The sequence below is a fragment of the Streptomyces sp. CBMA29 genome, from assembly GCF_014596445.1.
Lineage (GTDB): Bacteria > Actinomycetota > Actinomycetes > Streptomycetales > Streptomycetaceae > Actinacidiphila.
The window spans coordinates 1-23,037 of sequence record NZ_MECL01000041.1 but is presented as its reverse complement, the minus strand read 5'-3'; the positions used below and the strand labels follow the sequence as shown (position 1 = coordinate 23,037).

Sequence of the window (23,037 nt, the reverse complement as noted above, 5' to 3'; positions counted from 1 at the left end):
AGCCTGGGTTCAAGCACCACAGACACCGAAAATCACTCCTCCACCATTTCGTTCTTCTGCGAACGTGCTTCAGCCCGCTTCCGGGCCGGCTATCTCGGCTCCGTCCAGGCGCCGGACCACGTGGATACAGTTGCCGGGGCATTCGTCGGCGGCGTCGATCACGTCGAGGCGCAGCCGGTGGGAGACATCGGCCTGGGCCCCCTCCGCCATCAGCAGGTCCCCGTCGTTCTCGTCCTTCACGTAGGCCAACCCGTCGCCGCCGAATTCGAAGACGTCGGGTGCGACCTGCACACACAGGCCGTCACCGGTGCAGAGCTTCTGATCGATCCACACCCGTACCTCTTCCTCGTCGCTCATCGGCCTTGCCTCTCGCCATTCGACATTGCACGGCGGTCAGTGTCAGTAACGACTTTTCCTCGGGCGGCGCGGACCGTCCACCGGCTATTCCACTAAACGGAATCAGCCGTCTCCGGCCGTGGTCTCCGCAGCGAGGTGGTTCTCCCGCCGGGGCGCGGGCGGTTCAGCTCCGGCTCGCGTTCGACGCCGCCTCGAGATGCGCGAACGGCGACGTGCCCTCCCCCGCGTACTCCATGATTTCGACGAAGTGGCCCAGTTCCGCGGTGAGATCGAGGTAGCCGAAGCGGATGGGACCGCTGCGCCCGTACTGCGCCCAGGACTTGCCGGACCTCGTGACGAGCGCCGACGCCTCGTCGAAGTCCGCTACACGGAAGGCCACATGGTGCAGCGTCGCCGGCACACCGGGCCGGACGGCACGACGGTAGAGGGCGACCGCTCCCCCGACGGGGCGGATGATCTCGATGTTGGTCGGCCCCGCGTTGACCAGGGCCACGTCGATAACCCATTCGTCGGCCGGAACGCCGTCCACGACCACGAAGTCGGAGGTCCCCGGTTCGTCGGCGGACGGGGGGCGCCCGCCGCCCAGCGACGACTTGTAGTGCCTGACGCACTCCACCGTCCCCAGGCTCGACTCCAGGTACGACGCAGCGGCGTCGATGTCGTCGGTCACGTAACCGAGTTGGATGAAATCCCGGAAGAGGTCACTGAACGCTCGCATCTGCTGTTCCTTTCCCGGCGGCGGCGCCGCGCGTCATTGCTGTTCGTCACCACGCCGGATCGGGAAAACTCTGCCGTCGGGCGTCAGCGGATTCCACCGGGCGTTCCATCAGGCGGAATATGGGGATGAATTGCGGGAAAGCTGTGCCAGGATGCCGAGGTGACCACATCGAACGGTGTCGCCTTGGACAAAAACGCGATAGAGCACCGGCTCATCACCATGCGCAAGTCGATCGAGCGACTGGAATCGGCCGGGCGGCTCAGCGTCGCTTGTCTGGACCGGGACCCGGCGACCGGGGCGGCGGTCGAGCGGATGCTGGCGATCCTCGACAACCTGGCGTTCGCGATCAACCGGCACGTCGCGTGGGTGGTCCTGGGGCAGGCGCCGTCGACCTCCGCCGCTTCGTTCGGCGCGGCCAGGGAAGCGGGCCTGGTCGACGAACGGCTCGCGACCGCGCTTGCGCCGGAAGAGGGCCCGCACAACGTCCTGGTGCAACTCCACCTGGACAGCGAGCCGGAGGCGATCGAGGCCATCGTGTCCGACGCGATGTCCGGGTACCGCGAGTACGCCCGGCAAGTCGCGGAGTGGGCGGGGCTGCGCTCCTAGGCTGCCCGGACGCACGAGGACGCACGAGGACGGGCGCACAAGGACGGACACACGAGGACGGACATGCAAGGGAAGGGTCTCCGCTCACGGCCGACCGGTGAGGAAAACCCTTCCCTTCTCGCGTCCGGATCAGGTCTGGCGCACGGATCAGGCCGGCGGAGGGGTGAACTTGTGCCCCCAGAAAGCACCTTCGGTGATCTCGTAGGTCGGCTGCTCGCCCTCGACACGAAGGCCGTCGAAGCCGAACTCGATCGCGTACCGCTCCGGCGAGTACACATAGAACGAGACCATGCGGTCGTTCGTGTGCTTGCCGAGGGTGTTCATCAGCGGGACCCCGAGCGTGTCGGCCCGGTCCAGTGCTCGCCCGACGTCGTCCAGGCTCGCCGCCTCGAGCATGAGGTGGATCAGCCTGCCCGGTCCGGGCGCCGACGTCACACCAATGGTGTGGTGTCGGTCGTTGGAGCTGAGGAACCACACCGTGCGGTCACGGCCGCCCATGGTGTTGCGCTCGTAGAAGCCGAGCACATCGGTGTAGAACTCCTTCAGCGCCCGGCCGGACTCGCCCGTGACGATGACGTGGCCCATGCCCATGTCGCCGGTCACGAACGCGCTCACGGCGGGCAGCCGGACCGGCACGTGGTCCAGGACCGGACCGTAGAAGAGTTCGATCGGGTTGCCGCCCGGATCGTCGAAGCGGACGAAACCGGTGACGCGGCGCTGGTCGCTCTCCGCGTCCGTCCCCTCGACCACCTTGATGCCGGTGCTCGCCACCTCGCTCGCGATCCGGCGCATGTCGCGCTCGTTCAGGACCTCAAGCCCCAGTGCGGTCATCCTGCTCTCGGAGCCCGGGGAGACGACGAGCCTGGGCGGATAGTCGTCCATCCGGTACCGCAGCGAATCGTTTTCCTCACCGGCCACCGGCATCAGCCCGAGGAAGTCACCCGCGAAGGTCTTCCAGGCTTCGAGGTCGGTCGATTCCAGCCTCAAATATCCGAGCGAATGAATCGGCATTCAGGTACTCCTTTCAGTGCCAAAGAACTGATCAACAGAACTGGTCAACGCGATCCGGCCGTGGTCTCACCGGCGCACCCAGTGCGAGTCGTCGTGCCACGTGGTTTCGACCAGCGCCATGGGCTCGTCCCAGCACTCCGTGTACGTCGCGCCCCGGTGACCCGCGGTGAGGACGTACGGCGTGTCTGCCTCGGCGGTGAAGAATCCGCCGGCGCCCACGTGATCGGTCCGTTGTCCGTCCTCGGTTCCGACCGTGAGGTCTCCGTCGACGACGATGATGAGCTGCGGCAGATTGTGGTGTCGTTTGGGCAGGGTGAACCCGGGGCGAATACGCCGTCCCCGCCATTTGAAGGCGGGTTCGATCCGCGTCGAAGCCCACATCGCCCCGTCGAAGGTCCTGGCGATGTCGACCGGCGCGGCCTCGAACGTGCCGCCGTCGTTCCAGTAGAAGCTCGGATCAGCCTGGTCGAAGTGGAGTGTTTCCCACCCGTCGTCATCGGCGAGATTGGTGAAGAATATAGGCACGAGAACAGGATTCGCCGTCCGTTCCACCAAGGGCAACACACGATCCCGCTGGGCGGAACGGCGCCGGATCTCACGAAAGCGTTCCATTCACCGGGACGGCGCCGCGACAGATCCCGGAGGGCTCACCATATCCTCCGTGCATGTCGATTTCCCTGGATAACCTGGTAGACGCCGACGGGTGGATCCCGATGCCGTTGGACCAGCAGAACAACCCGTCCTACCTCTGGGAGGACGGCCGGCCGCTTTCCGACGCACCGGTGGATTTCGCGGCGACATTCGGCGATTCGATGTGGGTCACCACTCAACCGATCGGTCTTCCCGTATTCAACCGGAATCCTCTGCGGGTCGTGCCGGGATTCATGGTTCCGCGACACAGCCACAACATCGACGAGACCGTGCTCATACTCAAAGGCGAGTACCTCATAGAATTCGGAGACCCGGAGAAGCCGGAGAGCGTGCGCGTCGGCGCCGGCAGCTTTTTCACCAGCCGGGCGGGCACGCCTTACACGATGACGGCCGGACCCGAGGGCGTCACCTACATCGAGACGTGGGGCGTGCCCGTCAGCAAACTCAAGACCTTCTGGTGCGACTACGGCTGGGTCCACCGCTGACCCACCGGGTGGAGGGCGGGGCGGGAGTCGTCTCCACCCTTGGTTCCACCCGTGGGTCCAGGTGTTTCGTGGCTGGTCGCAGCAGTCTTGGGGCATGACATCGACCGAGTGGATCACCGACATCGCTCTCCTCCTCGTCGTCTTCCGGCAACTGCGGGAAGGCCGGCTCGACCTCAAGACCTTCCTGATCCCGCTGGGCATCGTGGCGTTCGTCGCCCACTCGTATCTGGACACCATTCCCACCGCGGGCAACGACCTGGTGCTCATCGGAACACTGATGGGCGTCGGCGCCGCACTCGGCATCGCCGGCGGCGTCTACACCCGCATCCGGACCGCCGGCGAGCACATCCTCATCAAGGCCGGCGCCGTCTCCGCGATCTTGTGGGTGGCCGGCATGGGCGCACGGATGGGCTTCCAGTTGTGGACCGAACACGCCGGCGGCGCCCACCAGGTCGCCCGCTTCAGCATCGCCCACCACATCACCAGCGATCAGGCATGGGTCGCGGCCTTCGTCCTCATGGCCCTCACCGAAGTCGTGACACGCCTCGCCACCATCTTCATACGCAGCCGCGTCCAGCCCACACCCCACACCGCACCCGCCCTCACCCACCGGGCCTGACCCTGGGCGACCACGACCGGATCACGCACCGCGCCCGACGGCACACTGCCGCCGGGCGCGGTGCGTTGACGATCCGTCAGTCACGGACGGCGGCCAACGGTCCTACGCGAACTGGTGCTTGAGGAAGGAGGCCGACCAGGCCATCAGGTCGGCGGGCACGTAGTAGCCCGTCTCGTCGTTGATCGCGTCCCAGTTCTCGGCGACGTCCTCGATCGTCGCGGGGCCCTCCTCGTGCGCGTACCCCTCGGTCGAGGCGATGAAGACGCGGGCGAAGCGGCCCGCGCCTGCCGTGTAGATCTCACCGCTGACCGGGCAGGTCTCGTGAGCGAGGTAGGCCACCATCGGCGCCACCGCGTCCGAGGGCATGTAAGGCCGGCCGGGCGCGGCCTGTGCGGGCTCATCAGGCTCATCCTGCGGGCCGCCGCCCATGCGGGTCATCGCGGCGGGCGCGATCAGGTTGACCTTGATGTCGTACGGCGCGCCCGCGAGCTTCGCGCTGCGGGCGAGACCGACGGTGCCCGCCTTGGCCGCCGCGTACGACAGGTTGTTGTCCAGGCCGAACATCCCGCTGGACGTGGTGAGGACGACCCTGCCGTACCGCTGCGCCACGAAGTGCGGCCAGGCGGCGCGCATCGTGTTGAACGATCCGACGAGGTGGACGGCCAGATGCCGCTCCAGATTGTCCTGGTCGACCTCGGGCAGGCCCGCCCAGCGGATGATCCCGGCGTTGTTGACGAGCACGTCGATCCGGCCGAAGTGCTCGATCGCGGAGGCGACGATCGCCTCACCGCCGGCTTGCGTGGACACGTCGTTGGTGTCGGCGACGGCTTTCCCGCCCGCCGCGACGATCTCGTCCACGACCTTCTGCGCGGGCCCGGTGTCCGCGCCCTCGCCCTCCATCGACCCGCCGAGGTCGTTGACGACGACCCGTGCCCCGCGCTCGGCGAGCAGGCGCGCGTGCGCCCTGCCGATGCCGCGGCCCGCGCCGGTGACGACCGCGACGCGTCCTTCGAAACTGAACTCGTCCATACCTGACTCCTGTTCGTCCTGCGTCCCGTGCCGCGCCGTCCCCCAGGGGCCCGCGGGGGTCCGCGGGGGTCCGTCGTTCCGTCGTTCCGTCATTCCTCGATGCTGATCGCGAGCGCGGGGCAGACCGCCGCCGCGTTGCGGACGTCCTCAGCGAGCTCCGGCGGAGGGTTCTGGTCGAGCAGGACGACCGTGCCGTCCTGGTCGTTCTGGTCGAAGACGTCCATGGCCGCGGCCACGCACTGGCCGGCCGCGACGCATTTGTCCGCGTCGACGACAATCCTCATGGGGTCACTCCTGATCTCGTTCGCTGGGGGTGGTGGTCTCGTTCAGCGGATGGGGGCGGGCGCCGGGAGGGCGTCGAGGATGTCCTGACGGCGCAGGCGGGCCTGCTTGGGCATGTTCCAGCCGAGGACACCGGTGGTCACGCCGTCGCTGCGGTAGCGGGCCACGAAGCGCCGGGCCGCCACGTCGCCCTCGACGATGTCCACCTCCGCGTCTGCGGACAGCACGCCGTGGGCCTGGATCTTCGTGTCGAACTGATCGGTCCAGAAGTACGGGACCGGTACGTACGGGCGGTCCTCCCCCACGATCGCGGCGGCGACGGCCATGGCCTGCTCTGTGGCGTTCGTACGGTTCTCCAGACGGATCAGGCGGCCGAGGTGTTCGTGGTGCCAGCGGGCCACGTCTCCGACCGCGTAGATCCCGTCGGCCGCGCGGCACCGGGAGTCGCACACCACGCCGTTGTCGAGGCGCAGGCCGCTGTCGGCCAGCCAGCGCGTGGCGGGGGACGCGCCGATCGCGACGACGACCACGTCGGCGGGCAGCTCCTCACCCGAGGCCAGCCGGACGCCGCTGACCCGTCCGTCGCGGCCGGTCAGTCCCGTGACGCCGTTGCCCAGGCGCAGCCGTACCCCGCGCTCGGTGTGCAGATCAGCGAGCAGGCCCGAGACGAAGGGGCCGACCTGGAGCGCGAGCGGAGTCGGCTGCGGGCCGGTCATCGTGACGTCCGCGCCCATGGTCGTGGCGGTGGCCGCGATCTCGGCGCCGAGTACGCCTTCGCCGACGACGACCAGCCGCCCGCGCGCGAGCAGGTCCGTTCGCAGGGCGGTCGCGTCGTCCAGGGTGCGCAGGACGTGCGCCCCCGTCAGGTGTTCCTGGCCGGGCAGCGTACGGGGCCGCGCTCCGGTGGCGATGACGACCGCGTCCGCCGACAGTTCGCGTCCGGCCGAGGTCCGCACCGTCCGCGCGGCCGGGTCGAGCGAGGTCGCCGGGTCGCCCAGGACGAATTCGGCGTCCAGCGCGGCCAGGACGTCTTCGGTACGCAGGGCGGCGCGGCCCGGTTCCCAGGCGCCGGAGAGCACCTGTTTGGACAGCGGCGGCCGGTCGTACGGCGGGTGCGGTTCGTCGCCGAGGACGGTGACGGAGCCGGTGTATCCCTTGCGCCGGAGCGCCTCCACCGTGGTCAGCCCCGACGCGGACGCGCCCACCACCAGCACGCGGTGCGGGGCGGTCACGCGGACCCGCCCCGGGCGGCGTCGCGCCTGGCGTGGTAATCGATTCTCATCTGCGGCTCCGTTGCGGTTCTGGGGTCGTGTCCGTCGGGCTGGAACGTCGGTTCCGACCGCGGCTCACACCAGGTAGCGCCCGCCGTTGGTGCTGAGCGTCTGGCCGGTCACGTATCCGGCCTCCTCGGAGGCGAGGTACGCCACCGCGTACGCGACGTCGTCCGGTCGCCCCGCGCGTTTCATGGGCATCGTGGCCGCGGCGGCCTCCACGTCGACGGGGCCCTCGCGCACCAGGGGCGTGTCGATGAAGCCGGGCGGGACGTGGTTGACGGTGATCCCGGTGGCCGCGTACTCGATCGCCAGCGCCCGGGTGAAGCCGATGACTCCGCCCTTGGACGCCGCGTAGTGGGCCATCGCGGGCGCTCCGGTCTGCGCGGAGGACGAGGAGATGTTGACGATCCGCCCCCATCGGGCCTCCAGCATGTCCGGCACCAACTCCCTGGTGACCAGGAACGGTCCCTTGAGATTGATCCCGATCATGCGGTCCCACGATGCCTCGGTGAGGGTCGTGAAGGGCTCGTAGCCGGTGACCCCGGCGTTGTTGACGAGGACCGTGACCGGTCCCAACTCGTCGCGGGTCCTGGCCGCCGCGGCGGCCACCGCGGCGGCGTCGGCCGCGTCGCCGCCGATCGCGACGGCCGTGCCGCCCGCCTCGACGATCGTGGCCACGGTCTTCTCCGCGCCTTCGAGGTCGAGGTCCCAGACCGACACCGAGGCGCCCCTGGCCGCGAGTACGGTCGCCGTCGCCCGTCCGATCCCGCGGGCGCCGCCCGTGACGACCGCGACCTTTCCTTGCAGTGACATGCGTACTCCTTGTCTGCGTTGTCGCGTCGTCGCGTCGTGCGCGGCGCCCGGCCGGACACCGACGCCCTCGCGAGGCTGAGGGGCCGCGGCTCGCCCCACGGCGGTGGCTCCCCTGCCGCGTGTCCGGCAGGTCAGCCCTGGTCCTCCAGGGCCTCACGGGCGGCGCTTCTGGCCGCCACCGCTGCCGGGAAGCCCGCGTAACCGGCCGAGTGGTAGATCACCTCGGCGATCTCGTCCCGTGTCAGTCCGTTGGTCAGCCCGACACGGACGTGGGTCTTCAGCTCTGCCTCCGCCTTCAGCGCGATCAGGAGACTGATGGTGACCAGGCTGCGGTCACGGCGGCTGAGCCCTTCGCGGGCCCACAACGCGCCCCAGACACTGGTCAGTCCGATCTCGACCAGGTCCTCGCCGAAGCGGCCGTCGCGCAGGTCGAGGTCGCCCGGCGGGAACACCCCGGGCAGTGCGTCGCGCATCGCCCGGAGCCCGGCGGCCCGCAGACCGGTGCCGGTGTCCGGCCCGGCGGGACCCGGGTCGGGCGCCGCGCCGACGCCGGTCCCGTTGTCGTCCTTCGAGCTCATACGTGGCTCCCGTCGTCTGCCCTCGGCTCTCAGCGAAAGTTAGACCAATCGGTCGGTACAATCAATGGGTGACGACAAAACCGGCCCCGTGGCGCTCCACGCCGGGGCGCCGCGGGGCCGTCGTGGCCGCCGCACACCGAGACCGGCGGCGCTTTGTGTCACCGCCATTGATCGGGCTCATCGCCTGATCTACGCTCGGGCTGAATATTCGACCGACTGGTCGGCATATAAAACGAGGCTCATGCGGGAGCCCCGGCACCTGTCACGTCGGAGGACAGATGAGCGAATCAACGAAGACGCCGGGAGAGACGGACCTGCGGACCGCCCGGACGCGGCCGGCGGACGCGACCTCGGCCGAACAGGTGGACGTCCTGGTCGTGGGAGCGGGCGTCACCGGCATCTACCAACTGCGTCAGGCCCGCGAGGCGGGCTTCTCCGTGAGACTGCTGGAAGCGGGCAGCGGGGTGGGCGGCACCTGGTACTGGAACCGCTACCCCGAGGCACGCTTCGACTCCGAGAGCTACACCTACGGCTACCTCTTCTCGAAGGAGCTGTGGGAGGAGTGGGAGTGGTCGGAGACATTCGCGGGCCAGCCGGAGATCGAGCGCTACTTCAACTATGTGGTCGACCGCTTCGACCTGCGGCGTGACATTCGCTTCGACACCGTGGTGACCTCGGCCGTCTGGCACGAACCGTCCGGGACCTGGGACGTGCGGGCACAGGACGGCGCCGCGTACCGGGCCCGCTTCCTCGTCGCGGCGACCGGCATCCTCTCGGTGCCGTTCATCCCGGCCATCGCGGGCCGGGAGGACTTCGGCGGCGAGCAGCACCACACGGGACTGTGGCCGAAGACACCCGTCGACTTCGCGGGCAAGCGGGTCGCCCTCATCGGCACCGGGTCCAGCGGTGTGCAGATCGTCCCGGCCGTCGCGGACGAGGTGGCCTCGCTGACGGTCTACCAGAAGGTGGCCGACTGGCTCACGCCGCTGAACAACGCGCCGATCACGCCGCGGGAGCAGGCGGACCTCAAGGCGAACTTCGAGAGCATCCGCGACACGCTGAACACCTCGCCGAGCGGATTCCTGCACCAGATCGTCATGCGTTCCGGCCTGGACGACACGCCGGAGCAGCGGCAGGAGTTCTACGAGCAGCGCTGGAACGGCCCCGGCTTCACCAAACTGTCCGAGCACTACATGGACATGATGACGAACCCGACGGTGAACGCCGAGTGGTGCGCGTTCATGGCCGACAAGATCCGTGCGATCGTGCGGGACCCCGCGACGGCCGAGAAGCTGATCCCCAAGGACCACGGCTACGGAGGACGGCGGCCCCCGTTCGGAACGCACTACTACGAGACGTACAACAAGCCGAATGTCACACTGGTCGACCTCAACGAGACGCCGATCGAGCGGCTCACCGCGACCGGGGTCGAGACGAGCGACGGCCCGCGGGAGTTCGACATCGTCATCTGGGCGACCGGCTACGACTTCGGGACCGGCGCGCTCAACCGGCTCGGGGTACGCGGCCGGGACGGGCTGGCGCTCAAGGAGTACTGGGCGCAGGGTCCGTCCAGCTACCTGGGTGTCGCGGTCGCCGGTTTCCCGAACTTCTTCTTCCCCGGCGGGCCGCACGGCGCGCTCGGCAACAATCCGCGCTACGCGGGCGACCAGGTCGACTTCGTCATGGACGTGCTCGTCCACGCGCGGGCGCACGGCCACGACGTCGTCGAGGTGACCGCCGCCGCGGAGCAGGAGTGGACGGACCTGGTCAACGACAACGCCTCGCGGTCCTCGTTCCTCCAGAGCAGCTACTTCTACGGGGCCAACATCCCCGGCAAGCCGATCCGTCAGCTTCTGAACCCGACGGGCCGGTGGAAGCTCCAGGAGTTGATCGCCGAAGCGGTCGAGACCGGCTATCCGGCGCTCGTCTTCGCCAAGGCGGCGCAGGAGCGGACGGAGACGGCGGACTGACCGCAGGGACGCCGTGAGGCCCGCGCCGCGCCGGGATCGAACCGCGGCGCGGGCCTCGTGGCGGCTATGGCAGAAAGGTCGTGACCCGGCGCTGGAACCGCCACGTGCCGCCCTGCCTGCGCAGGGTGTCGTCGTACCGCCCGACCAGCCGGACCGCCCAGCCGGACTCGTCGCGCTGGAAGAACGCCAGCGCGCTGGTCGCCGTCGCCTCCTCCCCCGCGGCCGAGGTGATGACGGTGTTGGCCACCATGTGCAGTTGGGGCTGGGCGGGCGCGAAGGCGGCGAAGCCCTCGCGTATCGCCTCGCGGCCCTCGAAGATCGCGACATCGGCGATCTCGGCGACGCCGTCGGGAAGGAACAGCTCGGCGAGGTCGTCGGTCCTCCCCGCGTCCAGCGCGTGTGCGTAAGCGGCGATGGCGGCCCGTACGCCGGACTCCGCGAGCACGTCGGCGGTGACCTCGGCGGGTGCGCTGTCGATGGACTTGCTCATCTCTCTCCAGGGTTGGGGTCGGCGTCCGCCCGCGGGCGGACCGATGGTGGGCTCACGCCTGGTAGGTCGTCACCCGCCGTTGGAAACGCCACCCGTCGCCGTAGCGGCGCAGCGTGTCCTCGTAGCGTCCGACGACCTGCACGGCCCAGCCGGACTCGCCGCGCTGGAGGAAGACCACGTCGCTCACGGCCGTCGCCTCGTCCTCGGCGGCGGCGGTGATCACGGTGTTGGCCACGAGGTGCTGCTGCGGCTTCGTCGGCGCCCACCGCGTGAACGCCGCACGGAGCGCGTCCCGGCCGAAGACGGGATCGGCGCCCGGCAGTTCGAGTACGGCGTCGGGGGCGTACAGCGCGACGACGGCGTCGGTCCGGCCGGCGTCCTGCGCCTGGGTGTGCGCGCCGATCAGGTCGCGTACGCCCGCCGCGACCCACGCCAGTGTGGATTCGCTCATTTTTCTCTCCAAGGCCAGATGAGGATTGAGGATTGAGGATGTGGTCAGGGTGCAGCTCTACCACATGTTTCGACCACTGAGTCTATTACTCGGAGAGACGCAAAGGGAGGTCGCATGAGACCACATGAACCGACCGCGACGGATTCATTGACCGATCGGTCCAATCTCAATAGCATGCGGAGGGCGGTCGACGGGGACCGGCAGCGAAGGAGGCGTCATCGTGACGAATCGTTGGAAGCAGCGTCCACCGGGCTCGACCTGGGGCGACTGGGGTGAGGACGACGAGCTGGGCCGTATCAATCTGCTCACTCCCGAGAAGGTCCTCCAAGGGGTGCGCGAGGTCGAGCACGGAATCAGTTTCGGTCTGAGCCTGCCGCTCGACTATCCCGGCGGCTCGGCCCTGAACCAGCGGCGGTACCCGCCGGTCCTGCGGCCGACCGAGGACCTGGAGTACAAGCAGGACGTCTTCTACAACGTCGTCGCGCGCGAGAAGATCGCGCCCGCGCTGATCGACGTGTGGTCGGACGACATGGTGACGCTCTGGCTCCAGTACTCGACGCAATGGGACGCCCTCGCCCACCAGGGCGCCGAGTTCGACGCGGACGGCGACGGCGTCGACGAGCCGGTCTACTACAACGGATTCCGGCCGGGCACCGACATCGTCGGACCGCAGGAGGACGCCAAGGGCGACGGCAGCGGGAGCATCAGCTTCGCCCGCCACCTCGGTCTCGAGCACATGGCGGAGCACGGAGTGCAGGGCCGGGGCGTCCTGATCGACCTGGCCCACCACCTCGGTACGAGCTGGCAGCCGGTCGATCTCAAGACGCTCCGGGAGATCATGGCCGCGGACAACGTCGTGGTCGAGCCCGGTGACATGCTCCTGCTGCACACCGGCTTCGCCACCCAGGTCCTGGCCTGGGAGAAGAACCCGGATCCGGTGGCCATCAATTCCACCGCCTCCTACCTCGACGCGCACGACCCGGCGCTGCTGGAGTGGATCGCCGAGTCGCAGATCTCCGCCCTGGTCGCGGACAACTACGCCGTCGAAGGCGTGGGCGTCAAGGAGATGACCCAGGAGCGGCACACCCTGCTCCCCATCCACCACCTGTGCCTGTTCAAGCTCGGCGTCCCGCTCGGTGAGCTGTGGTATCTGCACGAGTTGGCGGGCTGGCTGCGGGAGCACAACCGCAGCAGATTCCTCCTCACGGCTCCCCCGCTGAACCTCCCCGGTACGCAGGGCAGTCCGCTCACCCCGGTCGCGACCGTCTGATCGGCCGGGCGCGGCACGGCGAAGGCCCCGGAATCCAAGAGGGCGGATTCCGGGGCCTTCGCCGTGCCGCGTCGCGGTGCCGGAGTTCAGAAGGCCGCGATCCGCCGCAGCGTGTCGGCGATGGTGTCCCGCGAGGGCAGCCACACCCGTTCCAGCGAGGGGGCGTACGGCGCGGGCATCGGGGGCGGCGCGACGCGTGTGACCGGCGCGTCGAGGTGCCAGAAGCCCTCGTCCACCGCCATGGCGGCGAGCTCGGCCCCCACACCGAAGTCCCGTACGGCCTCGTGGGCGATGACCAGCCGGTTGGTCTTGGCCAGTGAGGCCAGAACCGTCTCCCGGTCGAGCGGGGAGATCGTCCGCAGGTCGATCACTTCGACGCTGACGCCCTCGGCGGCGAGCGTCTGCGCGGCGGCGAGACCGTCCTGGACCATGCGCGACCAGGAGACGAGGGTGACGTCGGTCCCCTCCCGTACGACATGGGCCCTGCCCAGCGGGACCAGATGGTCGGCGGGCGGGCGCGGTCCCTTGAAGCCGTACTGGAGCCGGTTCTCCACGAAGACCACGGGGTTGGGGTCCTGGATGGCGGCGCGCAGCAGTCCGTACGTGTCGGCCGGGTTGGAGGGCATCACCACGGTCAGGCCGGGCACATGGGCGAGCAGCGCCTCCAGGCTCTGCGAGTGCTGGCTGCCGGAGGAGCGTCCGGCGCCGAACTGGGTGCGCACCACCAGCGGCATGGAGGCCCGGCCGCCGGTCATGAAGCGCAGTTTGGCGGCCTGGTTGAGGAGCATGTCGAGGCAGACCCCGATGAAGTCCATGTACATGATCTCCACGACGGGCTTCATCCCTGCCATGGCCGCGCCGACCGCGGTGCCCAGGACGGCGCTCTCGCTGATCGGCGTGTCGCGCACCCGGCCGGGGAAGGCTCGCGCGAGGCCGCGGGTGAGGCCGAAGACGTTGCCGCCCTCGCCGACGTCGACTCCGGCGATGAAGACATCGGGGTCGGCGGTGAGTTCGTGCTCCAGCGCGAGCCGTACGGCGTCCATCGACCGGAACACCTCGGCGTCGGCCAGGGCCGGGGCGGGCTCGGGGATCACCGGGCGCGGAGCCGAGACATGGTCGAGCAGGGTCTCGGGGGCGGGCTCCGGCTGACTTCTGGCCCACTCGACGGACGCCTCGATCTCCTTCGCGATCTCCTCGTCCACGGCGTCGGCCCGCGCCTGGCTCACCCCGGCCGCCGCCATATGCCGCCGCGCCACCAGCAGCGGGTCGCGCTCCTTGGCAGCGGCGACCTCCTGCGGCGCGCGGTAGCGCTCGGGGTCGCCCTCGTAGTGGCCGTGCCAGCGGTAGGTCTCGGCCTCCACCAGAACAGGTCCGCCGCCCGCGCGGAGCCTGCCCACCACCTCGGTCATGGTCCGCGCCACCGCCACGACGTCGTTGCCGTCGACGTGTGCGTAGCCGATGCCGTATCCGGCGGCGCGGGCCGAGAGCGGGGCGCGGTGCTGTTCGGCGGCGGGCGAGAACTCGGAGTAGTGGTTGTTCTCGCAGAGGAAGACCACCGGGAGGTCCCAGACCGCGGCCAGGTTGACGGCCTCGTGGAACATGCCCTGGGCGACCGCGCCGTCGCCGAAGAAGGCCACGACGACGTCGCCCGCGCCGCGCAGCTTGGCCGCGGTCGCCACGCCGGCGGCGATCGGCAGTCCGGCGCCCACGATCCCGTTGGCGCCGTAGATGCCGAGTCCCGGGTCGGCGATGTGCATCGAGCCGCCGCGGCCGTGGCAGGTCCCGCCCTCCTTGCCCATCAACTCCGCCATCATCGAGGCGGAGTCGAGCCCCTTGGCCAGGACGTGGCCGTGCCCGCGGTGGGTGGAGGTGATGCCGTCGCGCTCGCCGAGCGGCCAGCAGGCGCCGACCGCGCTTGCCTCCTGACCGATCGACAGATGCAGGAATCCGGGAATCTCGGTCGCTTTGTACAGCGCGGACGCCCGTTCTTCGAAGCCGCGGATACGGCGCATCCGGCGGTACATCTCCACCAGGTCCTCGGCCCCCGCGGGTCCGGTGTCCGTGTCGTGCGGTGCGTGCGTCATACGCGTCCTCGCTATGCTCGCCCAGTCGCCGCGCCCGCGCGCCGCCTGAGTGCGTCTTTTATTGTACCGTTTGGTCTAGCAAACTGAAGCGACATCCCGGAGTCCGCTTCCCCCCGGACCCGCACAAGGCTGTCCGGAGCGGACCCGGGCGTCGGTCCCGACCGGCGGCGTCGTCACACAAAGCGGGGAGAGGACCCATGCCACGACCACCGGGCCACGGGCCTGACTTCGAGGTCAGGCGCCAGAAGATCATCGACATGGCGGCGGAGCTGTTCGCCCGCCAGGGGTACGCGGCGACATCCGTCAACGACCTCGGGCGCGCTGTCGGCCTCGCGAAGGGGGCCCTGTACTACTACATCGGCTCCAAGGAGAACCTGCTCATCGAGATCCAGTCGCGGGTGATGCGGCCGCTGCTCTCCCGCGCGCGGCAGATCGCGGAGCTGGAGGGCGGTCCGCTGCTGCGGCTCCGCCTGCTCTCGGAGTCGCTGCTGACGATCATCTACCGCAGGCTCGACCACATCTGGGTCTACGAGCACGACTACCGGAGCCTCAGCGGGAACGAACTGCGGACGCTGCTCGGCCAGCGCTCGGAGTTCGAGCAACTGATCACCGGTCTGCTCACGGAGGCCGTCGAGCAGGGCACCTTCCGCGCCCTCGAACCGCGCCTGGCCACCTTGCAGTTCCTCAACCTGCACAATCACACGTATCAGTGGGTGCAGCCGGGCGGCCGGTGGGACGCGGCGTTCCTGTCCCGCGAGTACTGCTCCACGCTCTTTCGCGGATTCGCCGCGTCCATCGGCGACCTGCCCGATGTCGAGGAGCAGGCCGCCGCGTTCAAGCGGGACCGGCCGGAGCTGGCGCTCGACCCGGAAGTGTGGTGGGAGCCCACGTCCGTGGCCGGCTGACCGGTGCCGCGGTGCGCGGCGGCGCACCGCGGACCGCCTCATGTCCGCGCCACCGTCTTCGTCACCGACGTCCCGGCCGCTTTCATGCCTGCTTCACCAGGGCCCTGGCGATGACATCGCGCTGGATCTCGTTGGTGCCCTCGCCGATCTCCAGGATCTTGGCGTCGGCGTAGAAGCGGGAGATGTCCGACTCCCGCATGTAGCCGTATCCGCCGTGGATCTGGAGCGCCTGCGAGGCAGCCCGGTTGGCGACTTCCGAGGCGTACAGCTTGGCCATGGCGGCGGCGGTGCCGTACGGGCGGCCCTGGTCGGCGAGCCACGCGGCGCGGTAGACCATCCAGCGGGCGGCCTCGAATTCGGTGCCGATGTCGGCGATCTTGTGCGCGACCGCCTGGAAGGCCGACAGGGGGCGGCCGAACTGGTGCCGTTCCGTGGCGTGTTTGACGGACAGCGCCAGTGCCGCCTTCGCCAGCGACAGGCCCAGCGCGGCGACGCTGATCCGGCCCTTGTCCAGGACGGACAGGAACTGGCGCAGACCGCTGCCTTCCTCACCGATCAGATGGTCGTCGGGGATCCAGCAGTCGGCGAAGACCAGTTCGCGGGTGTCCATGGCGTGCCAGCCGAGCTTCTTGAGCTGTGGTCCGCAGGTGTATCCGGGCGTGCCGGTCGGTACGTAGAAGGTCGCGTACCGCTTGTTGTCGCCGTCGTCGCGGCCGGTCACGGCCAGCAGCGTGACGCCCTGACTCATCTCGGTCCCGGCGTTGGTGATGAACATCTTGGTGCCGTTGAGCATCCAGCCGCCATCCGCGCGGCGGGCGACGGTGGCGATGCCTGCGGCGTCGGACCCGGCCTCGGGTTCGGTGAGGCCGAAGGCGCCGATGGCCGAGCCCCTGGCCAGCGGTGCCAGCCAGCGCTTCTTCTGTTCCTCGCTGCCGTAGGCGAGCAACGGCAGGGAGGCGATGGTGGAGTGCGCGTTCCAGGAGGAGGCGACCGACTGGTCGGCGGCGCCCAGTTCCTCCATGACCGCGACGTACGAGACGGTGTCGGATCCCGCGCCGCCGTACTCCTCGGGCACCAGCATGCCCATCAGGCCGAGTTCGCCCAGCTTGGTGAAGACCGGTGTGGGGAAGTGCTCGTCCTGCGACCACCGCGCGGCGTGCGGGGTGATCTCCTTCGCCGCGAAGTCGCGGACCATGTCCTGCAGGGCCCGGGTCTCCTCAGGCAGGTCGAAATCCATGTCACATGTCCTTCGGGGTCAGCAGCACTTTGAGATGACGGGCCCGGTCGGCGGCCAGGTCCGCGAAGACCCCGGCCCCTCCCGCGAGCGGAAAGCGCCCGGTGACCAGGGCCGAGGCGTCCAGCCGACCGGCGCTCATCAGGTCGATCACCCGGGGGATGTCGAAGGTGTAGCCGAGCGTGCCGAGTACGGCCCGCTCGTAGAAGACGAGTTGTCCCATGTCGAACGCGACGGCGCCGTGGCCGACGCCCGCGAGGACGACGCGTCCGCCGCGGCGGACCGTGCTGACCGCCTGTGCGGCGAGCGCCGGGACACCGGTCGCGTCGATGACCGCGTCGGGCCCGATCCGGCCGGTCCGCAGGAACACCTCGCGGCGCACGTCGACCTCGTGCGGGTCGAAGGCTTCGGTGACGCCGAGCGCGCGCAGCATGTCGCGGCGTCCGGCCAGCGGTTCGCTCACGTAGAGCCCGGCGGCTCCCGCGATGCGCGCGGCGAGGATGACGGCGACGCCGATCGGTCCGCCGCCGACCACGAGAACGTTGTCGCCCGGCCGTATACCGGCGCGGGAGACCGCGTGCAGGCCGACGGCCAGCGGTTCGGCGACCGCGGCCATCTCGTCGCTGACGTTGTCGGGCACGGGCGTCAGACCGGCGAGCGGCACGGTGACGTACTCGGCGAAGGCGCCGGGCGAGGCGAGGCCGACCGAGCCGCCCTTGGGGCACAGGTGGTACTCGCCGCGGGTGCACCAATAGCAGACGCCGCAGCGCCAGCAGGGGTCGGCGGTCACCCGGTCGCCGACCGCGATTCCCGCGACCGGCGCGCCCAACGCGGCGACGGTGCCGCTCAGTTCGTGGCCGAGGGCCAGTGGCGGGCGGGCGCCGGTCAGCGGGTGCGGGCCGGTTCTGATCATGTGCGGGCCTTCGAGGAATTCATGCAGGTCGGTGCCGCAGACGCCGCACCAGGTCACCTCGACGACCGCCTCGTGCGGCCTCGGCGCCGACGGGGTCGGCACCTCGTCCCAGCGCAGATCGTGTGCGCCGTGCCAGCGCAGTGCTTTCATGCTCCGCACCCCCATTCATGTCGTCTGAAACGGACCCCGGGTCGCTCGCGCCGCGCTCAGCGGTCCGTCGAGGGGCCGTCGAAGCGCGCCCGGCCGGGGCCGTTCCGGAGGAACGAGCGGATGCCCGTACCGGCGTCGGCGGTGCCGAAGACTCCGCTGAACAGCGCGCGTTCCAGGGCGAGTCCGGCGGAGACCGACAGGTCGGCGCCGTGGTCGACGGCTTCCTTGATCGCCTCCAGGGCCGCCGCGGGGCCCTCGGCGAGCCGCCGTGCGTAGCGCAGCGCGGCGTCGTGGACCGTCCCGGCGGGGACGACCTCGTCCACGAGCCCCAGCCGCAGGGCCTCTTCCGCGCCGACGGTCCTGCCGGTCATCAGCAGGTTCTTGGCCCGTGCCGGGCCGATCAGCCGGGTCAGCCGTTGCGTGCCGCCCGAGCCCGGCATGATGCCGAGCGTCACCTCCGGCTGGCCGAGCAGGGCGTCGGCGGCGGCGACCCGGTAGTCGGCGCACAGCGCCAGTTCCATTCCGCCGCCGAGCGCGTACCCCGTCAGCGCTGCGACGACCGGCATCGGCAGCCGCGCCACCTCGTCGAACGTCCGCTGGAGCGCGCGGTTCCAGCCGCGTACGTCCTCGGGGCCCATCGCCGCCAGCGCCTTGATGTCCGCCCCCGCGGCGAAGAGCCGCTCACCGCCGTAGAGCACCACGGCCCGTACGTCCCGGGCGTCCGCCAACTCCCTGACGCAGGAGGCCAGTTCCTCCCGCTGTACGGAGTCGAAGGCGTTCATCGGCGGGTTGTCGAGGCGGACGGTGACGACGGGCCCGTCGGCGTCGAGGCGGATGCGTGGCACTGGGGCTCTCCTCGTCCGCGGAAGCGGCATTGCGCGTGCGCGGATGGTTGTCGATGGTCACGCGCCGTCGTAAAGTGCGGCACACGCGTTTTATAGACCAATGGGTACACGAAATCTTGAGGGTGAGCAACCGACTGGTCGGGATCCGCTCCGCCCACCGCGCGAGACCGGCCGCGGGCCACTGGTACCGAAAGCGACCGCACACCTCGGCCGCGTGCGGTGCGGCAGCCGTGTCCGCCGTCGAGCACCACTGACCTGGAGAGTCCCTGTGCACAATTTCGCGAGCATCCTCGACTACCACGCGGCCCAGCGGCCCGAGGCGGTGGCGATCGTCCAGGACGAACACCGTCTGACCGTGCGTGAGCTGCATGAACGGGTGAATCAGGCGGCTGCGGGCCTGGCCGGACTGGGGATCGGGCGCGGCGACGTCGTCGGGCTGCTGCTCTCCAACCGGCCGGAGTTCCTGGAGCTGGTGTACGCCGTCAACCGGCTCGGCGCGCTCTTCATGCCGCTGAACTACCGGCTGTCCGAGGAGGAGTGGCAGTACATCCTCGGACACGCCGAGGCCACAGCGATCGTCACCGAGCCGGAGTTCGCCCCGTCCCTGGACCGGATCTCCGGCCGCCTGACCGGTCTTGAGCACCGGCTCCAGGTCGGCACGCGGACCCCGGCGGACCCGTGGACCGGTTACGAGGATCTGCTGGCCCGGCACAAAGGCGCACGGGTCGATCCGGTGGACGTCGGTCCCGACGACCTCCAGCGCCTGATGTACACCTCAGGGACCACCTCGCGCCCCAAGGGCGTGTGCATCACCTATGGAAACGTGCAGGCCAAGAACCTGGCCCACATCGTGCACTTCGGCCTGACCTCGGCCGACACGACCCTGGTCTGCGGCCCGCTGTACCACGTCGGCGGCCTCGACATGCCCGCCCTCGGCACCCTGTACGCGGGCGGCCGTATCGTCGTCCAGCGCAGATTCGACGCCACCGCCGTCCTCGAAGCGATCCAGCGGGACCACGTCACCAACCTGTGGCTGGCACCGGCCATGGTCAACGCCGTGCTCCAGGTCCCGGACCGCGAGAAGTACGACACCGCTTCCGTACGCTTCGTGCTCGGCGGCGGCGAGAAGACGCCGGAGCCGGTGCTGCGGCGCATCATGACCGCGTTCCCCAACGCCTGGTACGCCGACGCCTACGGGCTGACCGAGACCGTCTCCGGCGACACCTTCCTCGACCGCGACCACGCTCTGGCCAAACTCGGCTCCGTGGGCCGCCCCGTCCCCCACACGCGGGTGCGGATCGTGGACGACAACGGCGGCGAGGTCCCGGCGGGCGAACTCGGCGAGATCACGCTGCGCGGCCCGAAGGTCTTCCCGGGCTACTGGCGCGACGAGAAGGCCACCGCGGCTGCGCTGCGCGGCGGCTGGTTCCACACCGGCGACATCGGCCACCTGGACGCGGACGGCTACCTGTTCATCGACGACCGCAAGAAGGACATGATCGTCTCGGGCGGCGAGAACATCGCCACCCCCGAGGTCGAACGCGTGCTGTACGAGCATCCCGCCGTGCTCGAAGCCGCCGTCGTCGCCCTCACCCACCCCCGGTGGGGCGAGGTCCCCCGTGCCTTCATCGTGCTGCGGCCGGGCGCCGCGGCGACGCCGGACGAACTGCGGGAGTTCTGCCGTACCCGGCTGGCCAGGTTCAAGGTCCCCGCGCGCTTCGACTTCCTCGCCGAACTCCCCCGCACACCGTCGGGAAAGGTCCTGAAGCGGACCCTGCGCGACTTCACCGTGGAGTGCTGAGCCATGACCGACGTGAACAGCGAACTCCGCCTGGACGACAAGACCGCCTGGGTGACGGGCGCGGGGAAGGGCCTCGGCCGCGCCATCGCGGTCGCCCTGTCACAGGCCGGGGCGACGGTGGCGGTGACCGCCCGGACGGCCTCGGACCTGGAGCGGCTGGAGGCCGAACTGGCAGGCCACGGCGGCAAAGTGCTGGTACTGCCAGGATCCGTCGCCGACTCCGCCACCGTCCGGACCATGGTCGGCCGGATCACCACGTGGGCGGGCCGGCTGGACGTGGCCGTCAACTGCGCCGGCACCAGCCCCCACTTCACCCGAACCGAGTGGGTCACCGACGAGGACGTGCGGCAGGTCCTCGACGTCAATCTCCAGGGGACCTTCTACTGCTGCCGGGAAGCCGGAAAGGCGATGCTGGACCAGGGCTCGGGCTCGATCGTCAACGTCTCCTCGGTGCACGCCAAGACCGGCTTCGAGCGCATCGCCGCCTACGCGGCGAGCAAGGGCGGTGTCGAGGCGCTGACCAAGTCACTCGCCGTCGAATGGGCCGACCGCGGCGTGCGCGTCAACTCGCTGGCGCCCGGCTATTTCCACACGGACCTCAGCTCAGGGCTGCTGTCCAGCCGGTGGGGAGAGCAGATCGTCGCCGCCACTCCCCTGGGCCGGGTGGGCGACACCGCGGAGATCGGCGGCGCGGCGGTCTTCCTCGCGTCCGACGCGTCGCGCTTCGTCACGGGGTCCACGCTCACCGTGGACGGCGGGTGGACCGCGCGGTGACGGACGCTCCCGCCAGGGAGCGTCCGTCAGGCGTCGTCAGATTTCCCGACGGGCCAGTGGTGAAACTCGGTTGACCGGCCACGCCCTCTCTCGTCATTGATTGTACCGACCGGTCGGCGTATTATTCGGAGCGCGATACGGCGGTACGGCGACGCCGCCGCGCGGACGGTTCCGCGCGCGGTACGGACGCGATGGACCCGCCCCCGCCGTGCGCGGCGGGGGCTACCCGGAAGCCGAGGAGAGGTAGGGCAACCATGACCGAGAGCCTGGCCGGTACGGACGCGGCCGAGGACATGGCGGAGTTCCCGTCGCCGCGATCGGGCGCGTGCCCGTTCGCACCGCCGCCGGGTCTGCTGGCACTGCACGACACCGGCAAGGACGTCGTCCGCGCCAGGACCTGGGACGGCAGCACTCCCTGGGTCGCGGTGACGCACGACGCCCTGCGCAAGCTCCTCGCCGACCCGCGACTGAGCGCCGACATCGGAGCGCCGGGATACCCGCACACGACCGAGGCCATGAAGGCCCACGCCGACCAGATGCAGCCGTCGATCAACAACACCGACGGCGCCGAACACACCCGCTGGCGCCGCATGCTGACGAGTTCCTTCACCCGGCACCGGATGGAGAAACTGCGTCCCGCGATCCAGCGGATCACCGACGACCTCATCGACGGAGTACTGGCAGGCCCCAGGCCGACCGATCTCAACGCGGCCCTGTCGCTGCCCCTTCCGTCGCTGATGATCTGCGAACTCCTCGGAGTGCCCTACGGGGACCACGAGTTCTTCCAGGAGCACGCGGGCGTCACCAACGCCCGCTTCACGTCGGCGCGGGAGTCGGCGGCGACCACGCAGGCGCTGCGCCAGTACATCGCCCGGCTCATCGAGGCCAAAATGGACGATCCCGCCGAGGACGTGCTCTCCGACCTCGGCGCCCGCGTCAAGGAGGGCGCCCTCACCCTCGAAGAGGCCGCCCCCTTGGGGCACATCCTGCTCGTCGCGGGCCACGACACCAGCGCCAACATGATCACCCTGGGCACCGCCCTGCTCCTGGAGAACCCGGACCAGCTCGCCGCTCTGCGGGCGAACTGCGACGACCCCGCGTATGTGGCGAACGCCGTCGAAGAACTGCTGCGCTACCTCACCATTCCCCACCTGCTCGCCCGACGCGCGGTCGTGGAGGACATCGAGATCGACGGCGAGACCATCCGCGCGGGCGAAGGCGTCATCGCCTCGCTCCCCGCCGCCAACTGGGACCCGGCGGCGTTCCCCGAGCCCGCCAAGCTCGACCTCGCCCGAGCCGCGGCGCACCATCTCGCGTTCAGTTGGGGCCCGCACCAGTGCATCGGCCAGCAGTTGGCCCGCATCGAGCTGCATGTCGTCTTCAGCACCCTGCTCCGCCGGATGCCGACGCTCCAACTGGCATGTGACGTATCGGAGTTGAAGTTCAAGGAGGACTCGCAGGCTTACGGGATCTACGAGTTGCCCGTCACCTGGTGACGACACGGGACCGCCCCGTCCGGTCCGCACCGCACCGCCGGGACCGTCGCCGTACTTCCGGCTCTCGGCCCGCCCGTCAGCGATGCCCACGGACCTCCCGTTAGCTTGTCCTTTATCTACCAAGATCTTCCGGGCTTGCCGATGGCTTTGAGGGTGTCGGGGCGTTTGACGGTTTTGCCGATGTCGTAGCGGGGTGCCCGGTGTTTGTTCTTGGCGCCGGGCGGCCGTCCG

At 69.8% G+C, this 23,037-nt stretch carries 24 protein-coding genes; 9 read left to right on the top strand and 15 right to left on the bottom strand.

From position 1 onward, the window contains the following. Positions 1-69: 69 nt before the first annotated feature. Together BGM09_RS06415 and BGM09_RS06410 are read right to left on the bottom strand one after the other, a co-directional pair. Positions 70-357: a ferredoxin gene (locus BGM09_RS06415; protein ID WP_188280445.1), complete on the bottom strand. Its 288-nt coding sequence runs from the start codon at positions 355-357 to the stop codon at positions 70-72. A gap of 163 nt (positions 358-520) precedes the next feature. Continuing rightward, positions 521-1,075, bottom strand: a complete 555-nt coding sequence (locus BGM09_RS06410; RefSeq protein WP_188280444.1) for a VOC family protein — start codon at positions 1,073-1,075, stop codon at positions 521-523. Positions 1,076-1,234: 159 nt separating this feature from the next. Here BGM09_RS06410 and BGM09_RS06405 point away from each other — a divergent pair, with 159 nt between their 5' ends. Further along, on the top strand, positions 1,235-1,681 hold the full coding sequence (locus BGM09_RS06405) for a HepT-like ribonuclease domain-containing protein (RefSeq protein ID WP_317452564.1): 447 nt from the start codon (positions 1,235-1,237) through the stop codon (positions 1,679-1,681). Between the two features lie 147 nt (positions 1,682-1,828). Here BGM09_RS06405 and BGM09_RS06400 read toward each other — a convergent pair whose 3' ends face one another. Both BGM09_RS06400 and BGM09_RS06395 read right to left on the bottom strand, forming a co-directional pair. Then, positions 1,829-2,692: a VOC family protein gene (locus BGM09_RS06400; protein WP_188280443.1), complete on the bottom strand. Its 864-nt coding sequence runs from the start codon at positions 2,690-2,692 to the stop codon at positions 1,829-1,831. Positions 2,693-2,758: 66 nt separating this feature from the next. After that, positions 2,759-3,217: a hypothetical protein gene (locus BGM09_RS06395; protein ID WP_188280442.1), complete on the bottom strand. Its 459-nt coding sequence runs from the start codon at positions 3,215-3,217 to the stop codon at positions 2,759-2,761. Between the two features lie 140 nt (positions 3,218-3,357). Here BGM09_RS06395 and BGM09_RS06390 point away from each other — a divergent pair, with 140 nt between their 5' ends. Together BGM09_RS06390 and BGM09_RS06385 are read left to right on the top strand one after the other, a co-directional pair. Continuing rightward, entirely contained in the window at positions 3,358-3,828 is a 471-nt protein-coding gene (locus BGM09_RS06390) for a hypothetical protein (protein WP_188280441.1), read from the top strand. 94 nt (positions 3,829-3,922) lie between these two features. Next, positions 3,923-4,447 carry a hypothetical protein gene (locus BGM09_RS06385; protein WP_188280440.1) on the top strand — a complete coding sequence of 175 codons (525 nt, stop codon included), beginning with the start codon at positions 3,923-3,925 and terminating at the stop codon, positions 4,445-4,447. Between the two features lie 102 nt (positions 4,448-4,549). Here the strand turns inward: BGM09_RS06385 and BGM09_RS06380 are convergent, their stop codons facing one another. The 5 genes from BGM09_RS06380 to BGM09_RS06360 form a co-directional block, all read right to left on the bottom strand. Further along, the gene (locus BGM09_RS06380; RefSeq protein ID WP_188280439.1) at positions 4,550-5,476 is read right to left on the bottom strand and encodes an SDR family NAD(P)-dependent oxidoreductase; all 927 of its coding nucleotides are present in this window, start codon (positions 5,474-5,476) and stop codon (positions 4,550-4,552) included. Positions 5,477-5,565: 89 nt separating this feature from the next. Beyond that, complete coding sequence (locus BGM09_RS06375) at positions 5,566-5,760, bottom strand: ferredoxin (protein WP_188280438.1); 195 nt, start codon at positions 5,758-5,760, stop codon at positions 5,566-5,568. A gap of 42 nt (positions 5,761-5,802) precedes the next feature. Next, complete coding sequence (locus BGM09_RS06370; protein ID WP_188280437.1) at positions 5,803-6,990, bottom strand: NAD(P)/FAD-dependent oxidoreductase; 1,188 nt, start codon at positions 6,988-6,990, stop codon at positions 5,803-5,805. Between the two features lie 114 nt (positions 6,991-7,104). Next, on the bottom strand, positions 7,105-7,845 hold the full coding sequence (locus tag BGM09_RS06365) for an SDR family NAD(P)-dependent oxidoreductase (protein ID WP_188280436.1): 741 nt from the start codon (positions 7,843-7,845) through the stop codon (positions 7,105-7,107). A 131-nt stretch (positions 7,846-7,976) separates the two neighbouring features. Then, positions 7,977-8,423, bottom strand: coding sequence for a carboxymuconolactone decarboxylase family protein (locus tag BGM09_RS06360; protein WP_223186411.1), 447 nt, complete (start codon positions 8,421-8,423; stop codon positions 7,977-7,979). Between the two features lie 278 nt (positions 8,424-8,701). On the opposite strand from BGM09_RS06360, the gene BGM09_RS06355 reads away from it, so the two are divergent. Further along, positions 8,702-10,393, top strand: coding sequence for a flavin-containing monooxygenase (locus BGM09_RS06355; RefSeq protein ID WP_188280435.1), 1,692 nt, complete (start codon positions 8,702-8,704; stop codon positions 10,391-10,393). A 64-nt stretch (positions 10,394-10,457) separates the two neighbouring features. On the opposite strand, the gene BGM09_RS06350 is transcribed toward BGM09_RS06355, so the two are convergent. Next, the gene (locus BGM09_RS06350) at positions 10,458-10,883 is read right to left on the bottom strand and encodes a nuclear transport factor 2 family protein (protein WP_188280434.1); all 426 of its coding nucleotides are present in this window, start codon (positions 10,881-10,883) and stop codon (positions 10,458-10,460) included. Between the two features lie 52 nt (positions 10,884-10,935). Continuing rightward, positions 10,936-11,334: a nuclear transport factor 2 family protein gene (locus BGM09_RS06345; protein WP_188280433.1), complete on the bottom strand. Its 399-nt coding sequence runs from the start codon at positions 11,332-11,334 to the stop codon at positions 10,936-10,938. Between the two features lie 220 nt (positions 11,335-11,554). On the opposite strand from BGM09_RS06345, the gene BGM09_RS06340 reads away from it, so the two are divergent. Continuing rightward, positions 11,555-12,604 carry a cyclase family protein gene (locus tag BGM09_RS06340; RefSeq protein ID WP_188280432.1) on the top strand — a complete coding sequence of 350 codons (1,050 nt, stop codon included), beginning with the start codon at positions 11,555-11,557 and terminating at the stop codon, positions 12,602-12,604. Positions 12,605-12,690: 86 nt separating this feature from the next. On the opposite strand, the gene BGM09_RS06335 is transcribed toward BGM09_RS06340, so the two are convergent. Further along, entirely contained in the window at positions 12,691-14,688 is a 1,998-nt protein-coding gene (locus tag BGM09_RS06335; RefSeq protein WP_188280431.1) for a pyruvate dehydrogenase complex E1 component subunit beta, read from the bottom strand. A gap of 197 nt (positions 14,689-14,885) precedes the next feature. Between BGM09_RS06335 and BGM09_RS06330 the strand changes: the two genes are divergently transcribed. Continuing rightward, positions 14,886-15,593, top strand: coding sequence for a TetR/AcrR family transcriptional regulator (locus BGM09_RS06330; protein ID WP_188280430.1), 708 nt, complete (start codon positions 14,886-14,888; stop codon positions 15,591-15,593). A gap of 82 nt (positions 15,594-15,675) precedes the next feature. Here the strand turns inward: BGM09_RS06330 and BGM09_RS06325 are convergent, their stop codons facing one another. Genes BGM09_RS06325 through BGM09_RS06315 form a run of 3 tightly spaced genes read right to left on the bottom strand, consistent with a single transcriptional unit; the run spans position 15,676 to position 18,765 of the window. Further along, positions 15,676-16,830: an acyl-CoA dehydrogenase family protein gene (locus BGM09_RS06325; protein ID WP_188280429.1), complete on the bottom strand. Its 1,155-nt coding sequence runs from the start codon at positions 16,828-16,830 to the stop codon at positions 15,676-15,678. Between the two features lies 1 nt (position 16,831). Further along, positions 16,832-17,890 (bottom strand): 2,3-butanediol dehydrogenase, encoded by a 1,059-nt coding sequence (locus BGM09_RS06320; protein ID WP_188280428.1) that lies wholly within the window; start codon positions 17,888-17,890, stop codon positions 16,832-16,834. A gap of 56 nt (positions 17,891-17,946) precedes the next feature. Continuing rightward, positions 17,947-18,765, bottom strand: a complete 819-nt coding sequence (locus tag BGM09_RS06315) for an enoyl-CoA hydratase-related protein (protein ID WP_188280427.1) — start codon at positions 18,763-18,765, stop codon at positions 17,947-17,949. A 238-nt stretch (positions 18,766-19,003) separates the two neighbouring features. On the opposite strand from BGM09_RS06315, the gene BGM09_RS06310 reads away from it, so the two are divergent. From BGM09_RS06310 to BGM09_RS06300, 3 genes are all read left to right on the top strand, one after another. Then, positions 19,004-20,536 (top strand): acyl-CoA synthetase, encoded by a 1,533-nt coding sequence (locus BGM09_RS06310; protein ID WP_188280426.1) that lies wholly within the window; start codon positions 19,004-19,006, stop codon positions 20,534-20,536. A 3-nt stretch (positions 20,537-20,539) separates the two neighbouring features. Continuing rightward, the gene (locus BGM09_RS06305) at positions 20,540-21,310 is read left to right on the top strand and encodes an SDR family NAD(P)-dependent oxidoreductase (RefSeq protein ID WP_188280425.1); all 771 of its coding nucleotides are present in this window, start codon (positions 20,540-20,542) and stop codon (positions 21,308-21,310) included. Positions 21,311-21,564: 254 nt separating this feature from the next. Then, entirely contained in the window at positions 21,565-22,806 is a 1,242-nt protein-coding gene (locus tag BGM09_RS06300) for a cytochrome P450 (RefSeq protein ID WP_188280424.1), read from the top strand. Positions 22,807-23,037 lie beyond the last annotated feature (231 nt).